This window comes from Salinivibrio costicola subsp. alcaliphilus (genome assembly GCF_001996185.1).
GTDB classification, from domain to species: Bacteria; Pseudomonadota; Gammaproteobacteria; order Enterobacterales; family Vibrionaceae; genus Salinivibrio; species Salinivibrio costicola.
Map to the genome: position 1 here is coordinate 38,375 of NZ_MUFR01000011.1, position 15,076 is coordinate 53,450.

Sequence of the window (15,076 nt, forward strand, 5' to 3'; positions counted from 1 at the left end):
GAGAAAGTTATGGCGCATTTTATTGATCGTCGTCTCAATGGCAAAAACAAAAGCACTGTCAACCGGCAGCGCTTTCTACGCCGCCACAAGCGGCAGATAAAAGAGTCCATTGCCGACGCCGTCAACAATCGCTCGATCACCGATATCGAAAGTGGTGAGGACATTTCGATTCCATCACGCGACATCCGTGAACCCACGTTTCACCAAGGCAAAGGGGGACAGCGGGAGGCTGTCCACCCGGGTAATGACCAATTTAGTCCTGGCGATCGTATCGCTCGCCCACCGGGTGGCGAAGGCGGCGGCGCCGGTGAAGGGCAAGCAAGTCCAGATGGTGAGGGACAAGACGAGTTTGTTTTCCAAATTTCGAAAGACGAATACTTGGATCTGTTGTTCGAAGATCTCGAACTACCGAATCTAAAAAAGAACCAGATGGCGAAAATGGTGGAGTACAAAACACACCGCTCTGGGTATACCTCAAACGGCGTGCCTTCCAATATCGCTATCGTCCGTTCTTTACAAAATTCGCTTGCGAGGCGAACGGCGATGTCAGCCGGAAAACGCCGCGAGCTCGCTGAGCTTGAACAAGCACTCGGACAGATTCAACGTGCTGAGCCTGCTCAACCGTTAGAAGAAAAACGCCTCGAAGAAGAGATCGCGGCACTCAAAAACAAACTTGCTGCCGTGCCGTTTATCGACACCTTCGATTTACGCTACAAAAACTACGAGAAGCGACCTCAGCCAAATAGTCGGGCGGTGATGTTTTGCTTAATGGATGTGTCTGGTTCGATGGACCAAGCCACCAAAGACATTGCTAAGCGTTTTTATATTCTGCTGTATCTGTTTCTCTCACGGACTTACAAAAATGTCGAGGTGGTATTTATTCGCCATCACACGCAGGCGAAAGAAGTCGACGAACATGAGTTCTTTTATTCGCAAGAAACCGGCGGCACCATTGTGTCTAGCGCCCTGCGACTGATGGATGACATCATCAAAGACAGGTACAACCCGACAGAATGGAATGTTTACGCCGCTCAAGCCTCAGATGGCGATAACTGGGCTGACGACTCACCGGGCTGTCGCGAGTTGTTGCAAAAAACGCTGTTACCGGTGAGCCGCTATTACGCCTATATTGAAATAACACGTCGTGCGCACCAAACACTGTGGCGTGAGTATCAGTCACTCGCCGAAAGCCATGACAATTTTGCTATGCAGAACATTCGCTCCGCGGAAGAGATTTTCCCCGTATTTCGCGAATTGTTTAAGCGTCAGGTCGAAGCCTGACGCCATACCGGCATAGACGCATTTTATCAGGGAGGCATGGTATGGCTGTCACCAAAGGTAAACACAAGACTCCACTCCACGATGGGCCGGATTGGACCTTTGACCTGCTTGAGCAGTATCACAAGGAAATTAAACGGGTTGCCGAACACTACAAGCTCGACACCTATCCCAATCAAATCGAAATCATCGCCGCCGAGCAGATGATGGATGCTTACTCCAGTGTGGGAATGCCCATCAACTATAACCACTGGTCATTCGGCAAAAAATTTATTGAAACCGAGCGCAACTATAAGCATGGGTACATGGGGTTGGCGTACGAGATTGTGATCAACTCGGACCCGTGTATTGCCTACCTTATGGAAGAAAACACCATCACCATGCAAGCGCTAGTCATGGCGCATGCCTGTTATGGTCATAACTCTTTCTTTAAAGGCAACTATCTGTTCCAAACCTGGACCGATGCCGGCTCGATCATTGATTACCTGCTGTTCGCCAAACACTACATTAGCGAGTGTGAAGAAAAGTACGGCCTCGCGGAAGTCGAAAACCTGATCGACTCCTGCCACGCGCTGATGAACTATGGCGTCGACAGGTATAAACGTCCGCAAAAGATCTCACTTGCCGAGGAAAAAGCACGCCAGAAAGCACGAGAAGATTATCTGCAAACCCAAGTTAACGAACTGTGGCGGACCATCCCAGGCGGGAAAAAAGAGCAGGAGGCAGAAACGCGCCGTTTTCCATCAGAGCCACAAGAAAACCTGCTGTACTTTTTTGAGAAACATTCCCCACTCCTAGAGCCTTGGCAGCGTGAGATTGTGCGGATCGTCCGTAAAGTGAGCCAATATTTTTATCCGCAAAAACAAACGCAAGTGATGAACGAAGGTTGGGCGACCTTCTGGCATTACACCATTCTTAACCACCTTTATGATGAAGGCTTGGTCACGGATAGCTTTATTATGGAGTTTTTACATAGCCATACGAATGTGGTCGCGCAGCCGCCCTACAATAGTCAGTTTTATTCCGGCATTAATCCCTACGCGCTAGGGTTTGCCATGTTTCAGGACATTCGCCGCATGTGCGAAGAGCCAACCGATGAGGATAAATACTGGTTTCCTGACATTGCCGGCAAAGACTGGCTTGAGACGGTCCATTTTGCGATGGCAAACTTTAAAGATGAGAGCTTTATTAGTCAGTTCTTGTCCCCCAAGGTGATGCGGGATATGAAATTTTTTGCGGTCAATGACGACGATCGACAAAACTATATTGAAGTCACCAGCATTCATAATGAACAAGGGTATCGTCAGCTACGTGAAGACTTATCAGCACAATATAACCTGAGTAATCGCGAGCCAAACATTCAAGTCTTTGATGTCGATTTGCGCGGTAATCGTTCACTCACACTGAGGTATGTGCCGCATAACCGTATTCCGCTCGCTAACTCTCATGAAGAAGTGTTAAAGCATGTCCACCGACTCTGGGGGTTTGAAGTGGTTTTGGAAGAAGAAACCAGCGAAGGACGTGGAAAAATTCTTAGCAGTTGTCCCAAGCGTCCCCAGTTTGATCCTGATATGTTAATGGGTAGCCATTAGGAACAGCCCCCAGCCTAAGGGACATCCAGCGCCATTAAAAAAGCCGCCCTGATGCTTTCATCACGGCGGCTTTTGTTATGCACGCTCAGGTTTATGTGCCTTTACGCTCAGGTTTATGCGTCTTTACGCCAAGACCTATGCTTCTTCTTCAGCCATGTGAGAGGCAATGGTCTCACGGTTACTAAACCATAAGCCCCCGCACTCACGTCCGTATTGTTTTACCCGGTCACCAATGGCTGGATGTTGGTTATTGGCCACCATTTCGCGTAGATCACTATAAAAGCTCAGCGCATTTTCACAGGCACGGCGGTCCATAAAGTAATAGCCCCCCACGCGTGAATAAATTTGGCGCATACCATTAATCGTCAACACATAGACTTTATTGCCAGAGAAGTGCGCCATGCCTTGGAACAAGCGATAATCGAAATGATTAAAAGCACGGCCCATACAAATACGCTCACACAGCTCAGGATCCTGCTTACCATATTTGTCCTGAATTTTTTTGACGTCTTTCAGAACTTCGCTTTTCTCATCAATCAGATCTAAGAACTGTTCAAAGCGCTCGCACTCAAGCACTTGTTGGCAGCGCTTAATAACCAAATCAATGAGGTCCAAGCAGTCTTGCGGGCGATTTTTAGCTGCATAACGCATATAGACACCGCTGATATCTGTCCGCGCCGCAAGTAAATCCTCGAGAACCCCGTGCACGTCCTGCCCTTCCAGGGTCACCAGCGTATCAAGAATACTGAGCCCCGACGTTCGCATGTAATCATTGACCCGAGTAGGTTTGCCATGTTGAATGGTTAACCAACCATCGCGGGCGAGGCGCTGAAGCACCTCCCGTAACGTGGTGCGCGTCACGCCAATGAGTTCAGACAATTCACGCTCTGCGGGTAAAATAGAGCCCTTTGGGAAGTGATTGTTCCAAATACTTTCAATTATATATTTTTCAGCAAATGTTGCTGGGCTATCCGCCTTTATAACCATTGAATCTAAATTCCAATTTGCTTCTTGCTCTGATTAATAAGTCATCATACCACTAGTCATGAGTTGCAGAAACAGCTCTGTGATATCGCCACCAATCGCGTGACATCTGCTATCTTTTTGTACCAGATCAATGAAAATTTGGGCATAACTCGCAAAACTACGTCATACAAGATGTAACAAAATATGTCTAAGGCAAACTGGCGCACACTTACTGTCTGACAAGGCTATCCTTCGTTGCTCTGAACGGGTAACTCATACCGATAGTCGTACCGTCACTTTTAACTGTCACCCTCTCGCGTGCGAGCTTTATGGGCTCACCACACTAAGCGATGTAGCACGTAACTCGCCCATCCGTGCGCGTTAAGAGACATAGATAACAATGAGACTATCATTATGGCTAAGACCATTACGCTCAGCACCGCGTTTTTAAAGAACTTTCTCGGCAAAGCCCCTGATTGGTACAAGCTGGCCATTGTTGGCTTTTTAATTATTAATCCGATCGTTTTCTCGATTAACCCTTTCATGGCCGGTTGGCTACTGGTGGTCGAGTTTATTTTTACTCTGGCCATGGCGTTAAAATGCTACCCACTTCAGCCTGGCGGGCTATTGGCGATTGAAGCGGTCGCGATAGGGATGACCAGCCCAGATCAAGTTAAGCACGAGCTGGTAGCCAACGTAGAAGTTCTGCTGCTGCTTGTTTTTATGGTCGCCGGCATTTACTTCATGAAGCAGTTGTTGCTTTTTATTTTCACCAAAATACTACTGGGCATTCGCTCTAAAATTGCCCTTTCATTAGCATTTTGCAGCGCGGCTGCAGCGCTTTCGGCCTTCCTTGATGCCTTAACCGTGATCGCGGTGGTGATCAGTGTCGCCGTCGGCTTTTACTCTATTTATCACCGCGTTGCCTCGGGGAAGGAGCTTGGTGCCGCCCATGACCACACCTCAGATGACAGCTTAAGTGATGAGCTTAGCCGCAACGATCTGGAGAATTATCGTGCCTTCTTACGCAGTCTATTGATGCATGCCGGGGTGGGAACTGCACTCGGGGGCGTGATGACGATGGTCGGTGAGCCGCAAAACCTGATTATTGCCGATCAAGCTGGCTGGCATTTTGGTGAATTTATCCTACGCATGGCACCGGTGACCCTGCCCGTTTTCTTTGCTGGTTTGTTAACCTGCATAATCGTTGAAAAGTTTGGCTGGTTTGGATACGGGGCAAAATTGCCGAATAACGTGCTAAACATATTGGTCGAGTACGATAAAGTACAACGCGCCAAACGCACGCCACAAGATGTGGCCAAACTCGTGGTTCAAGCGTTGATCGCCGTTTGGTTGATTGCCGCCCTTGCCCTTCACTTAGCCGCAGTCGGCTTGATTGGTCTCAGTATTATTATCTTGGCCACCTCGTTTACCGGGGTAATCGATGAACACCATATCGGCAAAGCGTTTGAAGAGGCACTCCCTTTCACTGCGCTATTGGCGGTCTTTTTCTCAATAGTCGCGGTGATTATTGACCAGCACTTGTTTGCACCGGTGATTGATCTGGTGCTGTCATTGGAAGGCCATTTGCAACTTACCATGTTTTATGTAGCAAACGGCTTGCTGTCCATGGTGTCTGATAATGTCTTTGTGGGGACCGTCTACATCAATGAGGTGAAAACAGCGCTCCTCAATGGGGTCATTGATCGCGAGCAGTTTGATATGTTGGCGGTCGCTATCAATACAGGGACTAACTTGCCGTCCGTTGCGACCCCTAATGGTCAAGCTGCGTTTTTGTTCTTGCTTACTTCGACGCTGGCTCCCTTGCTACGCCTGTCATACGGGCGCATGGTTTATATGGCACTGCCCTATACCATTGTGATGGGCTTATTGGGCGTGATGGGTATCGAGTTCTTTTTGGTGCCAGCAACCGAGTGGATGCTACACCAAGGCTGGATATCTGAAACCATCCATATGACCCAACAAGCGATACCCAGTGCGCACTAACGCATTTCTATCATTGACCTTCGTCTCAACAAACGATTGAATAGCAAGGCTCTCAGTGTAGAGCCTTGTTTTTTATCAGGAGTGAGTTATGTGGCGCGCCTTAAATCAATTTTCTCGCAGCCGAGCGTCCTGGCTGTTGTTGCTTCTCTGTGTGGTTGGCCTCGAAGCAACCGCGCTGTATTTCCAACATGGCCAAGGACTTGCGCCCTGTGTGATGTGTATTTATGAACGTGTCGCCTTATTTGGTGTGGGCACGGCAGCGTTACTCGGACTGATTGCTCCCGAGGAGCCCTTTTGGCGCACCCTAGGGTTGCTGGCCTATGGCATCACCGCCGCTTGGGGGCTAAAGCTTTCATTAGAGCATGTCAGTTATCAATTCCCCGATCCTAACCAACTCTTTGGCCCCACCTGTGATGTGGCGGTAAACTTCCCTTCTTGGGCCCCTTTAAATCAGTGGCTGCCTCAGGTGTTTGAAGCGTCTGGCGATTGCAGTAAAGTGGTCTGGCAATGGTTAGGTTGGTCCATGCCACAATGGCTGGTGGGCATCTTCTCAGCCATGCTCGTGATCTGGGGGCTGGTGGTTATCGCCCAGTTTATCGGTCGCCCACCGCGTCGGATTTTTTCTTAATAACACGCGGCTATACGCTAAGCACTAGGCACTAGGCACTAGGCACTAGGCACCAAGATAACCGGATAAAAAAAGAAAACGCCGATTTACTCGGCGCTTTGCATGAGTTGATGGTCGCTTACTGAATGACACAACTGACGTATTAACGGCCGATCTGCGGCGCTAAATACCCCGGGGTCAAGCCGCTGGGGGTCGCTCCAGTACACGGCCTGATGCTGTTTCAACGTTAATGGCGTATCCAGGATCTCGCACCAATAGCTGCACAGTAAAATCACCTTGTCACCATAATCGTATTCGGTTTCGACGATGGCTGCGCCGACGTTGATTTCAACGCCGAACTCTTCAAGCCATTCACGCTTAAGTGCCTGCTGGTCGGTCTCGCCTTGCTCGACTTTGCCGCCAGGAAATTCCCACCAGCTGATAAAATGCGAATCTGGCTGTCGTTGCGCCACTAAAACGTGGTGACTGTGCGTGGCTACACCGGCCACTACGCGAATTGCAGTCGTCTGCGCTGCTGATATCATCCGATTAACGCCCGCAGCATTTTTTGAACTTAGCGCCACTACCGCACGGGCAGGCATCATTACGGCCAACCGATTTAAACGGATTCACCTGATGCGCGCCGTGCGTTCCTTGTTGTGCTTCATCGGCCGCTTTCGCGACTTCTTGGATCATAAGATCTAATTGCTCAACATATTGGCCAGGCTCAACATCAATCCCTACCTCTTTCATTTGCGCTAAGGTACCGGCCTCGTCATGCAGTAGCAGCATAGTAGTCACTAATGCGGAAAGCATGCGGCGGCTACCATCATTGAGTGTGACATCATGCCAATGCGGCTCAATATGGGGCCATACGGCAAGAAACCCTTCTGAAAAGGCTTGTGCAAGCTCGCCGCGCATCGCAATCATTAACGCGTCAGGCAAGGTGTAATCATTACGCATCAACGCATGATATTGCTGCTCCAGGTGCGCGAGTATGGCCTGCTTGTCCTTGTCATTAAGCGCCACGACTTCATCGTCTTCAACCCCGGCGGTCACTAACACCGACAACCAAGTATCTGGGTCCATCGGCACAGGACAAATGTTGGCAGCCAGCAGCGCCCCTTCAACAAAACTGGCCGGCATGCCGTCCCAGTCATCAGAGAGTGTCATAAGTGTTGACATAAGGTTTCCTATTTTATGAATTCTGTTTGCGCACGCGCGTTATCGAGCGCTCTGGCTATCTCATCAGCGCGATTAAGGACGCGAATAACCTTAAAGCACGCGTCAGCCTGCGGATAATACTGACGCAAATACTTAAACCATTGCTTAATACGGTTAGGGAAATACACCGCCTTGTCCCCTTGGCGCTCCTGTGCGCTATAGCGCACTAACAAGGCCAACACCGCAGGCCAATCCATGGGCTCAACATTATCACGAATATGTTGACCCAAGTTGGGCATATTTAGCGCGCCACGGCAGACCATTAATGTGTCACAGCCTGTGAGTGCTTGGCACTTAAGCGCGTCATCCCGTCCCCAAATATCACCGTTTGCCGTTACAGGGATCGCAAACTGTTGGTTAATCTCCGCAATTAAATCCCAACGAATCGTCCCTGCCTTGTAACCGTCGCGCTTGGTACGGCCATGGACTACCAGCTCGTCGGCTCCCGCATCATTAACCGCTTGGGCAATGTCTAAATAGTCATCCAGATCATTGAATCCTAAACGCACTTTTGCACTCACCGTATGTTCAGGCGCGACGCTTTCACGCACCGCTTTCACCACCTCGTAGATATGCTCAGGCGTCTTTAATAACGCTGCGCCGCCGCGGTTGCCATTCACCGTTTTAGAGGGACAACCAAAGTTAATGTCGATCCCTTGCGACCCTAACTGAATCGCGTGCTGCGCGTTACTGGCCATCGCATCAACATCTTGCCCCAGTAGTTGGACCCGAACCGGCGTCCCCGCATCGGTGAAGCCACCTTGATGTAACTCAGGGCAGAAGCGATAAAAGACTTTTTCCGGTAAACGCTGATCCACCACACGCACAAACTCGGTCACGCAGAGATCATAGTGATTAATCTCAGTCAGTAGCTTGCGCATTAAGGGATCAAGTACGCCTTCCATGGGGCCTAATACAATGCGTGGTGATTGATAATTCGTTTGACTCATGCCGTACCTTTACCGTTAAGGCGCGCTATTTTGCCAGCTTTTCCTTCAAATCGCAGCACACAAAAAAAGCCAGTCATCTTTTGACTGGCTTTCAAATGGTTAGCGAGTATCACTCACGCTTAGCCTTCTTGTTTGGCCGCCTTAACCATGGCTTCTAGCTGTGGATAGGGTAGATAGCCAGGTGCAACTTGATCGCCAATAATCATCGCTGGTGTACCACGCAACCCAAGCTCCATGAAGGCGCGGTAGTTGTCAGCTACCGCTTCTCCGGTTCGCTCTTTGCCCGCAAGCAGTGATTCGGTATCGGTTTTTTGCGCAATTTTCTCTAAAGAACGAGCATCATGCATACCGCGCTTTTTCATCAATAATTCATGAACCTGCGCAAAGGCCTCCGGTTTTTCCAGCCACACATTCATCGCATACACGGCAGAGTTGGTATCAAGCGATTCGATATTCTGCTGTTTTAGCGGCACGGCAATATTAATCACCTTCACATCGTCGTGGGCGGCAACCAGTTTCTGTAGCTCGTCTTCAAGCTTTTTACAGTATGGACAGTTGTAGTCCATAAAGTTAACCACGGTGACCGTCGGATCCTCCGCGCCAATCCAGCTATGGGTCTCAGACTCAAACCAGTCTCGGCGCGCGGCGAGGTTTTGTTTTAATGTCTTTTGCTGCTCAACATATTTTTGCAAGCTTTGGTTAAGATTCGCAATCAGCGCAGGATTCGCTTCGAGCAAATCGACGATTTCATCCAGCTGTGTTTGCTCCGTATCAGATAGCGTATTAGCACTCACCGGAAAAGCCAGCATAAGAAGCACCAGCCAAGGTGCAAAAAAACGAGATAGGGACATTCGGTTTCCTTTTTTAACGTTTGTCGTCATCACAACATTCTTAACCATAGGCCAACCGGTGAGGTAAAGCCTGTTGTTATCGCGGTGATTTTTCCTTGCTCAACCACCATTACCGTCGGCGTCACTTTCACTGACAATCGACGTGAGAGTTGTCCATCTGGATCATTGACGACCGAAAAATCGTAACCATGATGAGCAATGTATCCATTTACTTTTTTCGTTGAGCCCGAGCGTAACGCGATCGAGACCACCTGCGCATGATAACTCAACCAATCTACCGAGGGAGTCACAAAACGGCACACACCGCACCAGCTTGCCCATACATAGATAAGCACGGGTTCGTGCTGCGACATGGCGAGCAAATCCTGTTGGCGGCCATCCAGCAAGCGGACCGTGTCCACAGGAAACTGACTGGTGTCGATATCACGGCTTCGCCACCAATCGACGGCAGTGCTAGATATCAGCACAAACACGATGAGCCAGCACACGTCACGCGCACCACGTTTGACCCGCTCACGCCACGACCGTTTCATTTTACTGCTCGTCATGGTGTTTTTGCCTGCTCAAGCGCGCTCATGACGGCCTTATCGGTCAAAATTACCGGAAGTGCAATGCCGTTTGGTGCACCTGGACCATAAACAATATTAAACGGCACACCATAGCGCTGGTGCTTTTGTAAATATTGCGTCACACGTTCACTGGGTCGGGTCCAGTCACCTTGCATTACTACCACATTAGACGCGGTAATGGCATCATAAACGGGCGATTGCAATATCACACCCACTTTGTTGGCATGACAGGTAATACACCAATCCGCGGTGACATCGACAAACACCAGCTTGCCCTGGTCCACCGCTTGAGCGATCACAGCTTCATCCAACGCCACCCAATCCGGATCCGAGTTCATCGGCGTTGCCCAACGCTCTGCCGTCAAGGAGGCGCCAACAATCGCTAATACCATAACGGCCAATAGTCCAGCTGCGCCTTTAATCGCGGCAAGCTTACCAAGGGTACGATATGTCAGCCACACACTGGTAGCAAGCAACAGTGCCCCCACTGCGATAGCGCCAACAACGCCCAGATAAGGCATCCACAGCCAGAATAGCCACACCGTGGTAGCAACCAGCAAGAGCGCAAATACCCGTTTCACGTGATTCATCCACGGACCCGGTTTAGGCAGCGTGCGAGTTAATCCAGGGAAAACCGCCACAAGCAACCACGGCAGCGCCATCCCGACCGCCAGCGCGGTAAAAATCAGCCAGAGCGCGGTCAAGGATCCCCCCAGTGCATATGCCACCGCAGTGCCTAAAAAAGGTGCCGAGCATGGCGTGGCCAGTAAGGTGGCAAATACCCCTTGGACAAAGTGACCGCTTGTTGTGTGGCCACCGCGTGTCGCAAGCCAAGTTTGCCAGCTTGATGGCAAATCAATACGCAGCACATCAAACAAGCTCAGCGCGAATAGCCAAATGACCAGCGTCATGACGCCGATAAAGATTGGACTTTGAAACTGGACGCCCCAACCCACGGCTTGCCCCGTTAACTTTAATGTCATCAGCAGCCCAGCTATCGCCCAAAACGACACCAGAATACCGGCAGCAGAGGCCAGGAACTGGCTACGAACCGCCCGACGGGTCGCATTCGGGTTGGCGACAATGCTGTTAAGTTTGAGTCCAAGTACAGGGAGCACACAGGGCATCACGTTCAAAATCAGCCCCCCTAAGAGGGCAATGCCACCAATCACCCAAACAGATAATCCGGCTTGCGACGCGACACTTCCAGCACGCACTGTGGTGCTGTGCTCAGCCAGAAGCTGCTCATCAATAACAGTGACTTGAATCGGTTTACCGGTCAGCTTGGGGGTTTCTATCCAATTGGTGACATCAAAGGTCGCGGTCAGGGTGTCGCCATCACGGTAGAGACTGGGTACACCAAAGGTGTCATCAATAACCGCCTCGCCATCTACCAGCATATCTGGCTGTTGCCAAGCTTGGTTACCGGTGACAGTGACGGCGAGCTGCTGCTTGTTAGCATCCCAGACCGCAGACTCAACCTGCACACTGGGTAGCGGCTTAGGCACCTGACTCATCGCTTGGTTGAACTGATACATCCGCTCACCATCAGCCTTCAGTGCGCTGGGCGTCACGTCGAGCGAGATGGGGTAGTCAGTGATCACGCACACACTGGTGCACGAGGACAAGCGCAAGGTAGCATCCAACGAAACCGGCTGTTGCCAGGTTTCAACCTCAAAGGTCAGTGGGAAAGTCACTTGCCCTTTGTAGCCCAACATGGTCAAGCCAAGTAACTCATGGCGCTCAGGTGCCGGCCAATGCCAGATAATATCATCCAAGTTTTGGCTATCGTTGATAATCAGCTCTGGAGCGACCCCGCCCTCGCCTGGCGAGCGCCAATAGGTTTTCCAATCGCCTTGTAAACGGACGGAAAGCAAGCCATCGAGGTGGTGAGTCTCTGAATTACCTTGACCAGTGAGCGCTAAACGTGCCTCAACGGGGGGGTGATCAGGGTTAGACAGCCAACCTGTATCGGGCGTATTTGCCAGTACAGAAGGGCTGAGTAACAGTAAACATAAAGACAAAAGCGGTAGTAAGACCAAAGCTTGCCATACGCTACTTAGTGTTACGCTGCGCCAATAGTGATTGATTCGAGTCATAAATCTGTTCCTTGTTGAAAATAAATACGCCATGGAAAGAAAAGGCGCTTTATTCTCGGAACACACAAAAGCAAAGATGCCGCCGTCGATACGTGGGTGGGTCATGCGTGGGTAATACCACCGCGAGGCTGACGGTTGCCATAACGGCAAGCAACACAATCAACCACCAAAGTGGAGAAGGCAGCCAATCTAGGGTCAGTACAGAAGAATGCATCAATTGCTCAGACAGCGAACATTTCTTGCCCACTGTATTGATCTCATCACCATGCTCTCCCAAGTTGCCAACTTGGCAGGCAGCTTGCGCCCCTGATTGCAGGCTAAGCTGATTTTGCAAGGCACACACTGCCAGAACCCATAACGCTATTGCGAGGGCCCAGCCAGCTTTAGAACGACGCGTGTACCTTTGCATTCCACCTCCTGTCGAATTGGCACTCATTATGCCCCACGCTAGAAAATAAACAATGGGTTAGCCTTGATGCCAGGCAAACGGGAGGCTAACGATTCGCATCCCTATCTTGGCCGCGTGGTGAGCTGAATATGATCTTCCCAGTCAATCACATCAATTTCATACACCACGCTGTCTTTGACCGAAATACCCGCTTTGTGCATTGCCGCTTTTGATCCGGTGATCAGCGGGTGCCAATCAGGTAGCGGTTTATCTTCTGCCAACAAACGATAGGCACAAGTTTCTGGCAGCCAGTAAAACTCGTCGATTTTGTCGCGGGTAAGCTTCAAACAGGACTCTTCATACGAGAAACGATTAGGATAATCTTTGCATGAGCAGGTTTTATCATCCAACAAACTGCAGGCAACGTTGGTATAGTAGAGTTCATCAGTTTCTTCATCGATCAACTTATGCAAACAACAACGGCCACAACCGTCGCATAACGACTCCCACTCCTCATCGCTCATTTGCGCTAAGGTTTTTTGTTGCCAAAAGGGCGTGCTCATGATGCTGGCTCTCTTTTTATAATAAAACCGCGCGGAGCGGCAAGACATTGCGCCGCTGTTATAACCATCATAGCGATAAAGTGCAAGCAGGCATTGGGATGGGTTGGAGAGTGTACAGCCGAATGATAAAGTGCCCGCCCCTGCACATTGAGGAAGCCGACAATATGCCCACTGCATCGACATTTTCGTGCCGTCTAGGCTGTGGCGCCTGCTGCATCGCGCCTAGTATTTCATCTCCCATTCCAGGTATGCCTTATGGTAAACCTGCAGGCACTCGCTGTGTGCAGCTCGATGACAACAATTTATGCCAGCTTTTCGGTACGCCCGACCGCCCAGGCGTTTGCGCCGCATTTGACGCCGACCCGGATGTCTGTGGCGATCATTACCAACAAGCGCTCGACAACTTGATATATCTGGAAGCGGCGACATAAAAAAGCGCTACCTCACTACAAGCTAGCGCTTTCATCATATTGGCTTGTTTTTACCGCAGTACTAGCCTTTCTGTATTATTGGCGCTTTTCTGCAGAATTAGCTTTGGATACCCACAATCAGCCAAGGCGCATTGGCTTGGGACAAGTCACGCTCAAGATGCCAGATATCAGTAATATCTTCTTCGACACCCTCCACACGGTCACAATAACGGCCGGTGAATTTTAAGCTTAACTGTGCGCGACGGCTGTCGTGATCAGCACGGACAATCTCTGCATCGACGTACATCACTTCGGTATGTTGCTCAGTACCTAAGCGCGCGCGTTCTGCCGCTAAGTCGTTGTATAGCTCAGGGGTGACATATTCTTGGATCTTTTCTAATTCATTGTGGTTCCATGCACCTTGCAAAATACGATAGTGCTCACGCGCACCACTTAAAAAACTTTGCATATCGAACTGTGGCGGAAAGTTAAACGGCACATCATTTTGCGTGTCGGCACCAAAGCCACCTGTCGCAGCGCCAGTTGAGCCATCAGCCGCATGGTTTCGAAAGGCATTAGGTTGCTGATGATAATAACCTTTACTCTCACCCGCATAGGCTGGCCCTTGTGCTTGGGCCCCCGCCTTCGCTTGCGTCAATCCGCGTAAAAACTTCAGTGCAAAGTAGGCAATCAGACCCATGATCAGGATGTCCATAAACTGGATCCCCTCAAAGGCGCCGCCAAAGAAGGCCGCGAGCAGGCCACCAGCAAGCAAGCCACCCAGAAGACCACCCGCGAGCCCTTTTTTGCCGCTTTTGGTGGTATTTTGCTTGAGCGTGTTAGTGTTTGTGGTGTTGTTTTTTGGCGCTGGCGCCGTTTTGAAGCTTTTACCGAAGGACTTGCCGCCGCCAAAGCGCTTCGCTTCTGCATAAGGCGCTGTGACAACAAAGACAAACATCAAAGCTGCAACAGAGAATAATTTTTTCATGATCGCATCATCTGTGGTTTAAGACGCTTCTCATGCTAGAGTCTTTATCGATGAAGTCAATTAAAGGGGGTAAAGAAATTGTTACCAAACATCACCTCTTCGCCGTTGTTTTTGCGCGTTAAGGAACCATTTGACGCCACTGTACTCCAAGCCATTATCTAACTTAAAGACACATACAGGCCCGAACCATGAATGATACACACAGCAAAGTCGTCGGTTACCTACTCTGGATCTTTGGTTTTCTTGGTTCACACCGCTTTTATTACGGTAAACCGGTGACCGGCACTATTTGGTTTTTTACTCTAGGGCTGTTTTTAATTGGTTGGATTGTCGATTTGTTCTTAATTCCGGCCATGGATAAAGAAGCCGACCTTCGTTTTCGTAGCGGTTCGACTGACTTTACCATTGCTTGGCTTTTGCTGACTTTTCTAGGGGTCTTAGGCATTCACCGTATGTATATGGGAAAGTGGATCACGGGGATTATCTACTTGTTTACGGGGGGCTTTTTCTTAGTCGGTATTCTCTACGACTTTTGGACCTTGAACGAGCAAGTCTCGATTAAAAACATGCAAACCTTTTCGTAA

Annotated in this window: 16 protein-coding genes; 6 read left to right on the forward strand and 10 right to left on the reverse strand. The window is 49.9% G+C overall.

Annotated elements, in window-relative coordinates:
• The first annotated feature begins 9 nt into the window (after window positions 1-9).
• Together BZJ21_RS05390 and BZJ21_RS05395 are read left to right on the forward strand one after the other, a co-directional pair.
• Window positions 10-1,281, forward strand: coding sequence for a YeaH/YhbH family protein (locus tag BZJ21_RS05390; protein ID WP_077460368.1), 1,272 nt, complete (start codon window positions 10-12; stop codon window positions 1,279-1,281).
• A 41-nt stretch (window positions 1,282-1,322) separates the two neighbouring features.
• Window positions 1,323-2,870 carry a SpoVR family protein gene (locus BZJ21_RS05395; protein WP_077576297.1) on the forward strand — a complete coding sequence of 516 codons (1,548 nt, stop codon included), beginning with the start codon at window positions 1,323-1,325 and terminating at the stop codon, window positions 2,868-2,870.
• A gap of 135 nt (window positions 2,871-3,005) precedes the next feature.
• On the opposite strand, the gene fadR is transcribed toward BZJ21_RS05395, so the two are convergent.
• Window positions 3,006-3,857 carry a fatty acid metabolism transcriptional regulator FadR gene (fadR, locus tag BZJ21_RS05400; protein ID WP_077660655.1) on the reverse strand — a complete coding sequence of 284 codons (852 nt, stop codon included), beginning with the start codon at window positions 3,855-3,857 and terminating at the stop codon, window positions 3,006-3,008.
• Window positions 3,858-4,250: 393 nt separating this feature from the next.
• Between fadR and nhaB the strand changes: the two genes are divergently transcribed.
• Together nhaB and dsbB are read left to right on the forward strand one after the other, a co-directional pair.
• Window positions 4,251-5,843 carry a Na(+)/H(+) antiporter NhaB gene (gene nhaB, locus BZJ21_RS05405; RefSeq protein WP_077460365.1) on the forward strand — a complete coding sequence of 531 codons (1,593 nt, stop codon included), beginning with the start codon at window positions 4,251-4,253 and terminating at the stop codon, window positions 5,841-5,843.
• 88 nt (window positions 5,844-5,931) lie between these two features.
• Entirely contained in the window at window positions 5,932-6,471 is a 540-nt protein-coding gene (gene dsbB, locus BZJ21_RS05410; RefSeq protein WP_077460364.1) for a disulfide bond formation protein DsbB, read from the forward strand.
• Between the two features lie 86 nt (window positions 6,472-6,557).
• Here dsbB and BZJ21_RS05415 read toward each other — a convergent pair whose 3' ends face one another.
• The 8 genes from BZJ21_RS05415 to BZJ21_RS05450 all read right to left on the reverse strand — a co-directional run bounded on the left by BZJ21_RS05415 (window position 6,558) and on the right by BZJ21_RS05450 (window position 13,094).
• Window positions 6,558-6,995, reverse strand: coding sequence for a (deoxy)nucleoside triphosphate pyrophosphohydrolase (locus tag BZJ21_RS05415; protein ID WP_077460363.1), 438 nt, complete (start codon window positions 6,993-6,995; stop codon window positions 6,558-6,560).
• 4 nt (window positions 6,996-6,999) lie between these two features.
• Window positions 7,000-7,635 (reverse strand): YecA family protein, encoded by a 636-nt coding sequence (locus BZJ21_RS05420; protein WP_077576294.1) that lies wholly within the window; start codon window positions 7,633-7,635, stop codon window positions 7,000-7,002.
• An 8-nt stretch (window positions 7,636-7,643) separates the two neighbouring features.
• Window positions 7,644-8,624, reverse strand: a complete 981-nt coding sequence (gene dusC / locus BZJ21_RS05425) for a tRNA dihydrouridine(16) synthase DusC (protein ID WP_021022274.1) — start codon at window positions 8,622-8,624, stop codon at window positions 7,644-7,646.
• 119 nt (window positions 8,625-8,743) lie between these two features.
• Window positions 8,744-9,475, reverse strand: coding sequence for a DsbA family protein (locus BZJ21_RS05430; RefSeq protein ID WP_158075505.1), 732 nt, complete (start codon window positions 9,473-9,475; stop codon window positions 8,744-8,746).
• 29 nt (window positions 9,476-9,504) lie between these two features.
• Complete coding sequence (locus BZJ21_RS05435; protein ID WP_077669310.1) at window positions 9,505-10,023, reverse strand: protein disulfide oxidoreductase; 519 nt, start codon at window positions 10,021-10,023, stop codon at window positions 9,505-9,507.
• Complete coding sequence (locus BZJ21_RS05440; protein WP_077669311.1) at window positions 10,020-12,143, reverse strand: protein-disulfide reductase DsbD family protein; 2,124 nt, start codon at window positions 12,141-12,143, stop codon at window positions 10,020-10,022. The genes BZJ21_RS05435 and BZJ21_RS05440 overlap by 4 nt, the downstream gene beginning before the upstream one ends.
• Before the next feature lie 49 nt (window positions 12,144-12,192).
• On the reverse strand, window positions 12,193-12,552 hold the full coding sequence (locus BZJ21_RS05445) for a hypothetical protein (protein ID WP_077669312.1): 360 nt from the start codon (window positions 12,550-12,552) through the stop codon (window positions 12,193-12,195).
• A 101-nt stretch (window positions 12,553-12,653) separates the two neighbouring features.
• Window positions 12,654-13,094: a YcgN family cysteine cluster protein gene (locus BZJ21_RS05450; protein ID WP_021022268.1), complete on the reverse strand. Its 441-nt coding sequence runs from the start codon at window positions 13,092-13,094 to the stop codon at window positions 12,654-12,656.
• A gap of 164 nt (window positions 13,095-13,258) precedes the next feature.
• On the opposite strand from BZJ21_RS05450, the gene BZJ21_RS05455 reads away from it, so the two are divergent.
• Window positions 13,259-13,525, forward strand: coding sequence for a YkgJ family cysteine cluster protein (locus BZJ21_RS05455; protein WP_021022267.1), 267 nt, complete (start codon window positions 13,259-13,261; stop codon window positions 13,523-13,525).
• Window positions 13,526-13,622: 97 nt separating this feature from the next.
• Here the strand turns inward: BZJ21_RS05455 and BZJ21_RS05460 are convergent, their stop codons facing one another.
• Window positions 13,623-14,492, reverse strand: a complete 870-nt coding sequence (locus tag BZJ21_RS05460; RefSeq protein WP_077669313.1) for a Tim44 domain-containing protein — start codon at window positions 14,490-14,492, stop codon at window positions 13,623-13,625.
• Between the two features lie 188 nt (window positions 14,493-14,680).
• On the opposite strand from BZJ21_RS05460, the gene BZJ21_RS05465 reads away from it, so the two are divergent.
• Window positions 14,681-15,076 carry an NINE protein gene (locus BZJ21_RS05465; protein ID WP_021022265.1) on the forward strand — a complete coding sequence of 132 codons (396 nt, stop codon included), beginning with the start codon at window positions 14,681-14,683 and terminating at the stop codon, window positions 15,074-15,076.

Excerpts from the sequence above, each read along its gene's own strand:
- BZJ21_RS05460 (WP_077669313.1), bottom strand. The coding sequence starts at position 14,492 with ATGAAAAAATTATTCTCTGTTGCAGCTTTGATGTTTGTCTTTGTTGTC.
- BZJ21_RS05395 (WP_077576297.1), top strand. The coding sequence starts at position 1,323 with ATGGCTGTCACCAAAGGTAAACACAAGACTCCACTCCACGATGGGCCG.
- BZJ21_RS05430 (WP_158075505.1), bottom strand. The coding sequence starts at position 9,475 with ATGTCCCTATCTCGTTTTTTTGCACCTTGGCTGGTGCTTCTTATGCTG.
- BZJ21_RS05445 (WP_077669312.1), bottom strand. The coding sequence starts at position 12,552 with ATGCAAAGGTACACGCGTCGTTCTAAAGCTGGCTGGGCCCTCGCAATA.
- BZJ21_RS05450 (WP_021022268.1), bottom strand. The coding sequence starts at position 13,094 with ATGAGCACGCCCTTTTGGCAACAAAAAACCTTAGCGCAAATGAGCGAT.
- BZJ21_RS05455 (WP_021022267.1), top strand. The coding sequence starts at position 13,259 with ATGCCCACTGCATCGACATTTTCGTGCCGTCTAGGCTGTGGCGCCTGC.
- BZJ21_RS05465 (WP_021022265.1), top strand. The coding sequence starts at position 14,681 with ATGAATGATACACACAGCAAAGTCGTCGGTTACCTACTCTGGATCTTT.
- dusC (WP_021022274.1), bottom strand. The coding sequence starts at position 8,624 with ATGAGTCAAACGAATTATCAATCACCACGCATTGTATTAGGCCCCATG.
- dsbB (WP_077460364.1), top strand. The coding sequence starts at position 5,932 with ATGTGGCGCGCCTTAAATCAATTTTCTCGCAGCCGAGCGTCCTGGCTG.
- nhaB (WP_077460365.1), top strand. The coding sequence starts at position 4,251 with ATGGCTAAGACCATTACGCTCAGCACCGCGTTTTTAAAGAACTTTCTC.
- BZJ21_RS05440 (WP_077669311.1), bottom strand. The coding sequence starts at position 12,143 with ATGACTCGAATCAATCACTATTGGCGCAGCGTAACACTAAGTAGCGTA.
- fadR (WP_077660655.1), bottom strand. The coding sequence starts at position 3,857 with ATGGTTATAAAGGCGGATAGCCCAGCAACATTTGCTGAAAAATATATA.
- BZJ21_RS05390 (WP_077460368.1), top strand. The coding sequence starts at position 10 with ATGGCGCATTTTATTGATCGTCGTCTCAATGGCAAAAACAAAAGCACT.
- BZJ21_RS05435 (WP_077669310.1), bottom strand. The coding sequence starts at position 10,023 with ATGACGAGCAGTAAAATGAAACGGTCGTGGCGTGAGCGGGTCAAACGT.
- BZJ21_RS05415 (WP_077460363.1), bottom strand. The coding sequence starts at position 6,995 with ATGATATCAGCAGCGCAGACGACTGCAATTCGCGTAGTGGCCGGTGTA.
- BZJ21_RS05420 (WP_077576294.1), bottom strand. The coding sequence starts at position 7,635 with ATGTCAACACTTATGACACTCTCTGATGACTGGGACGGCATGCCGGCC.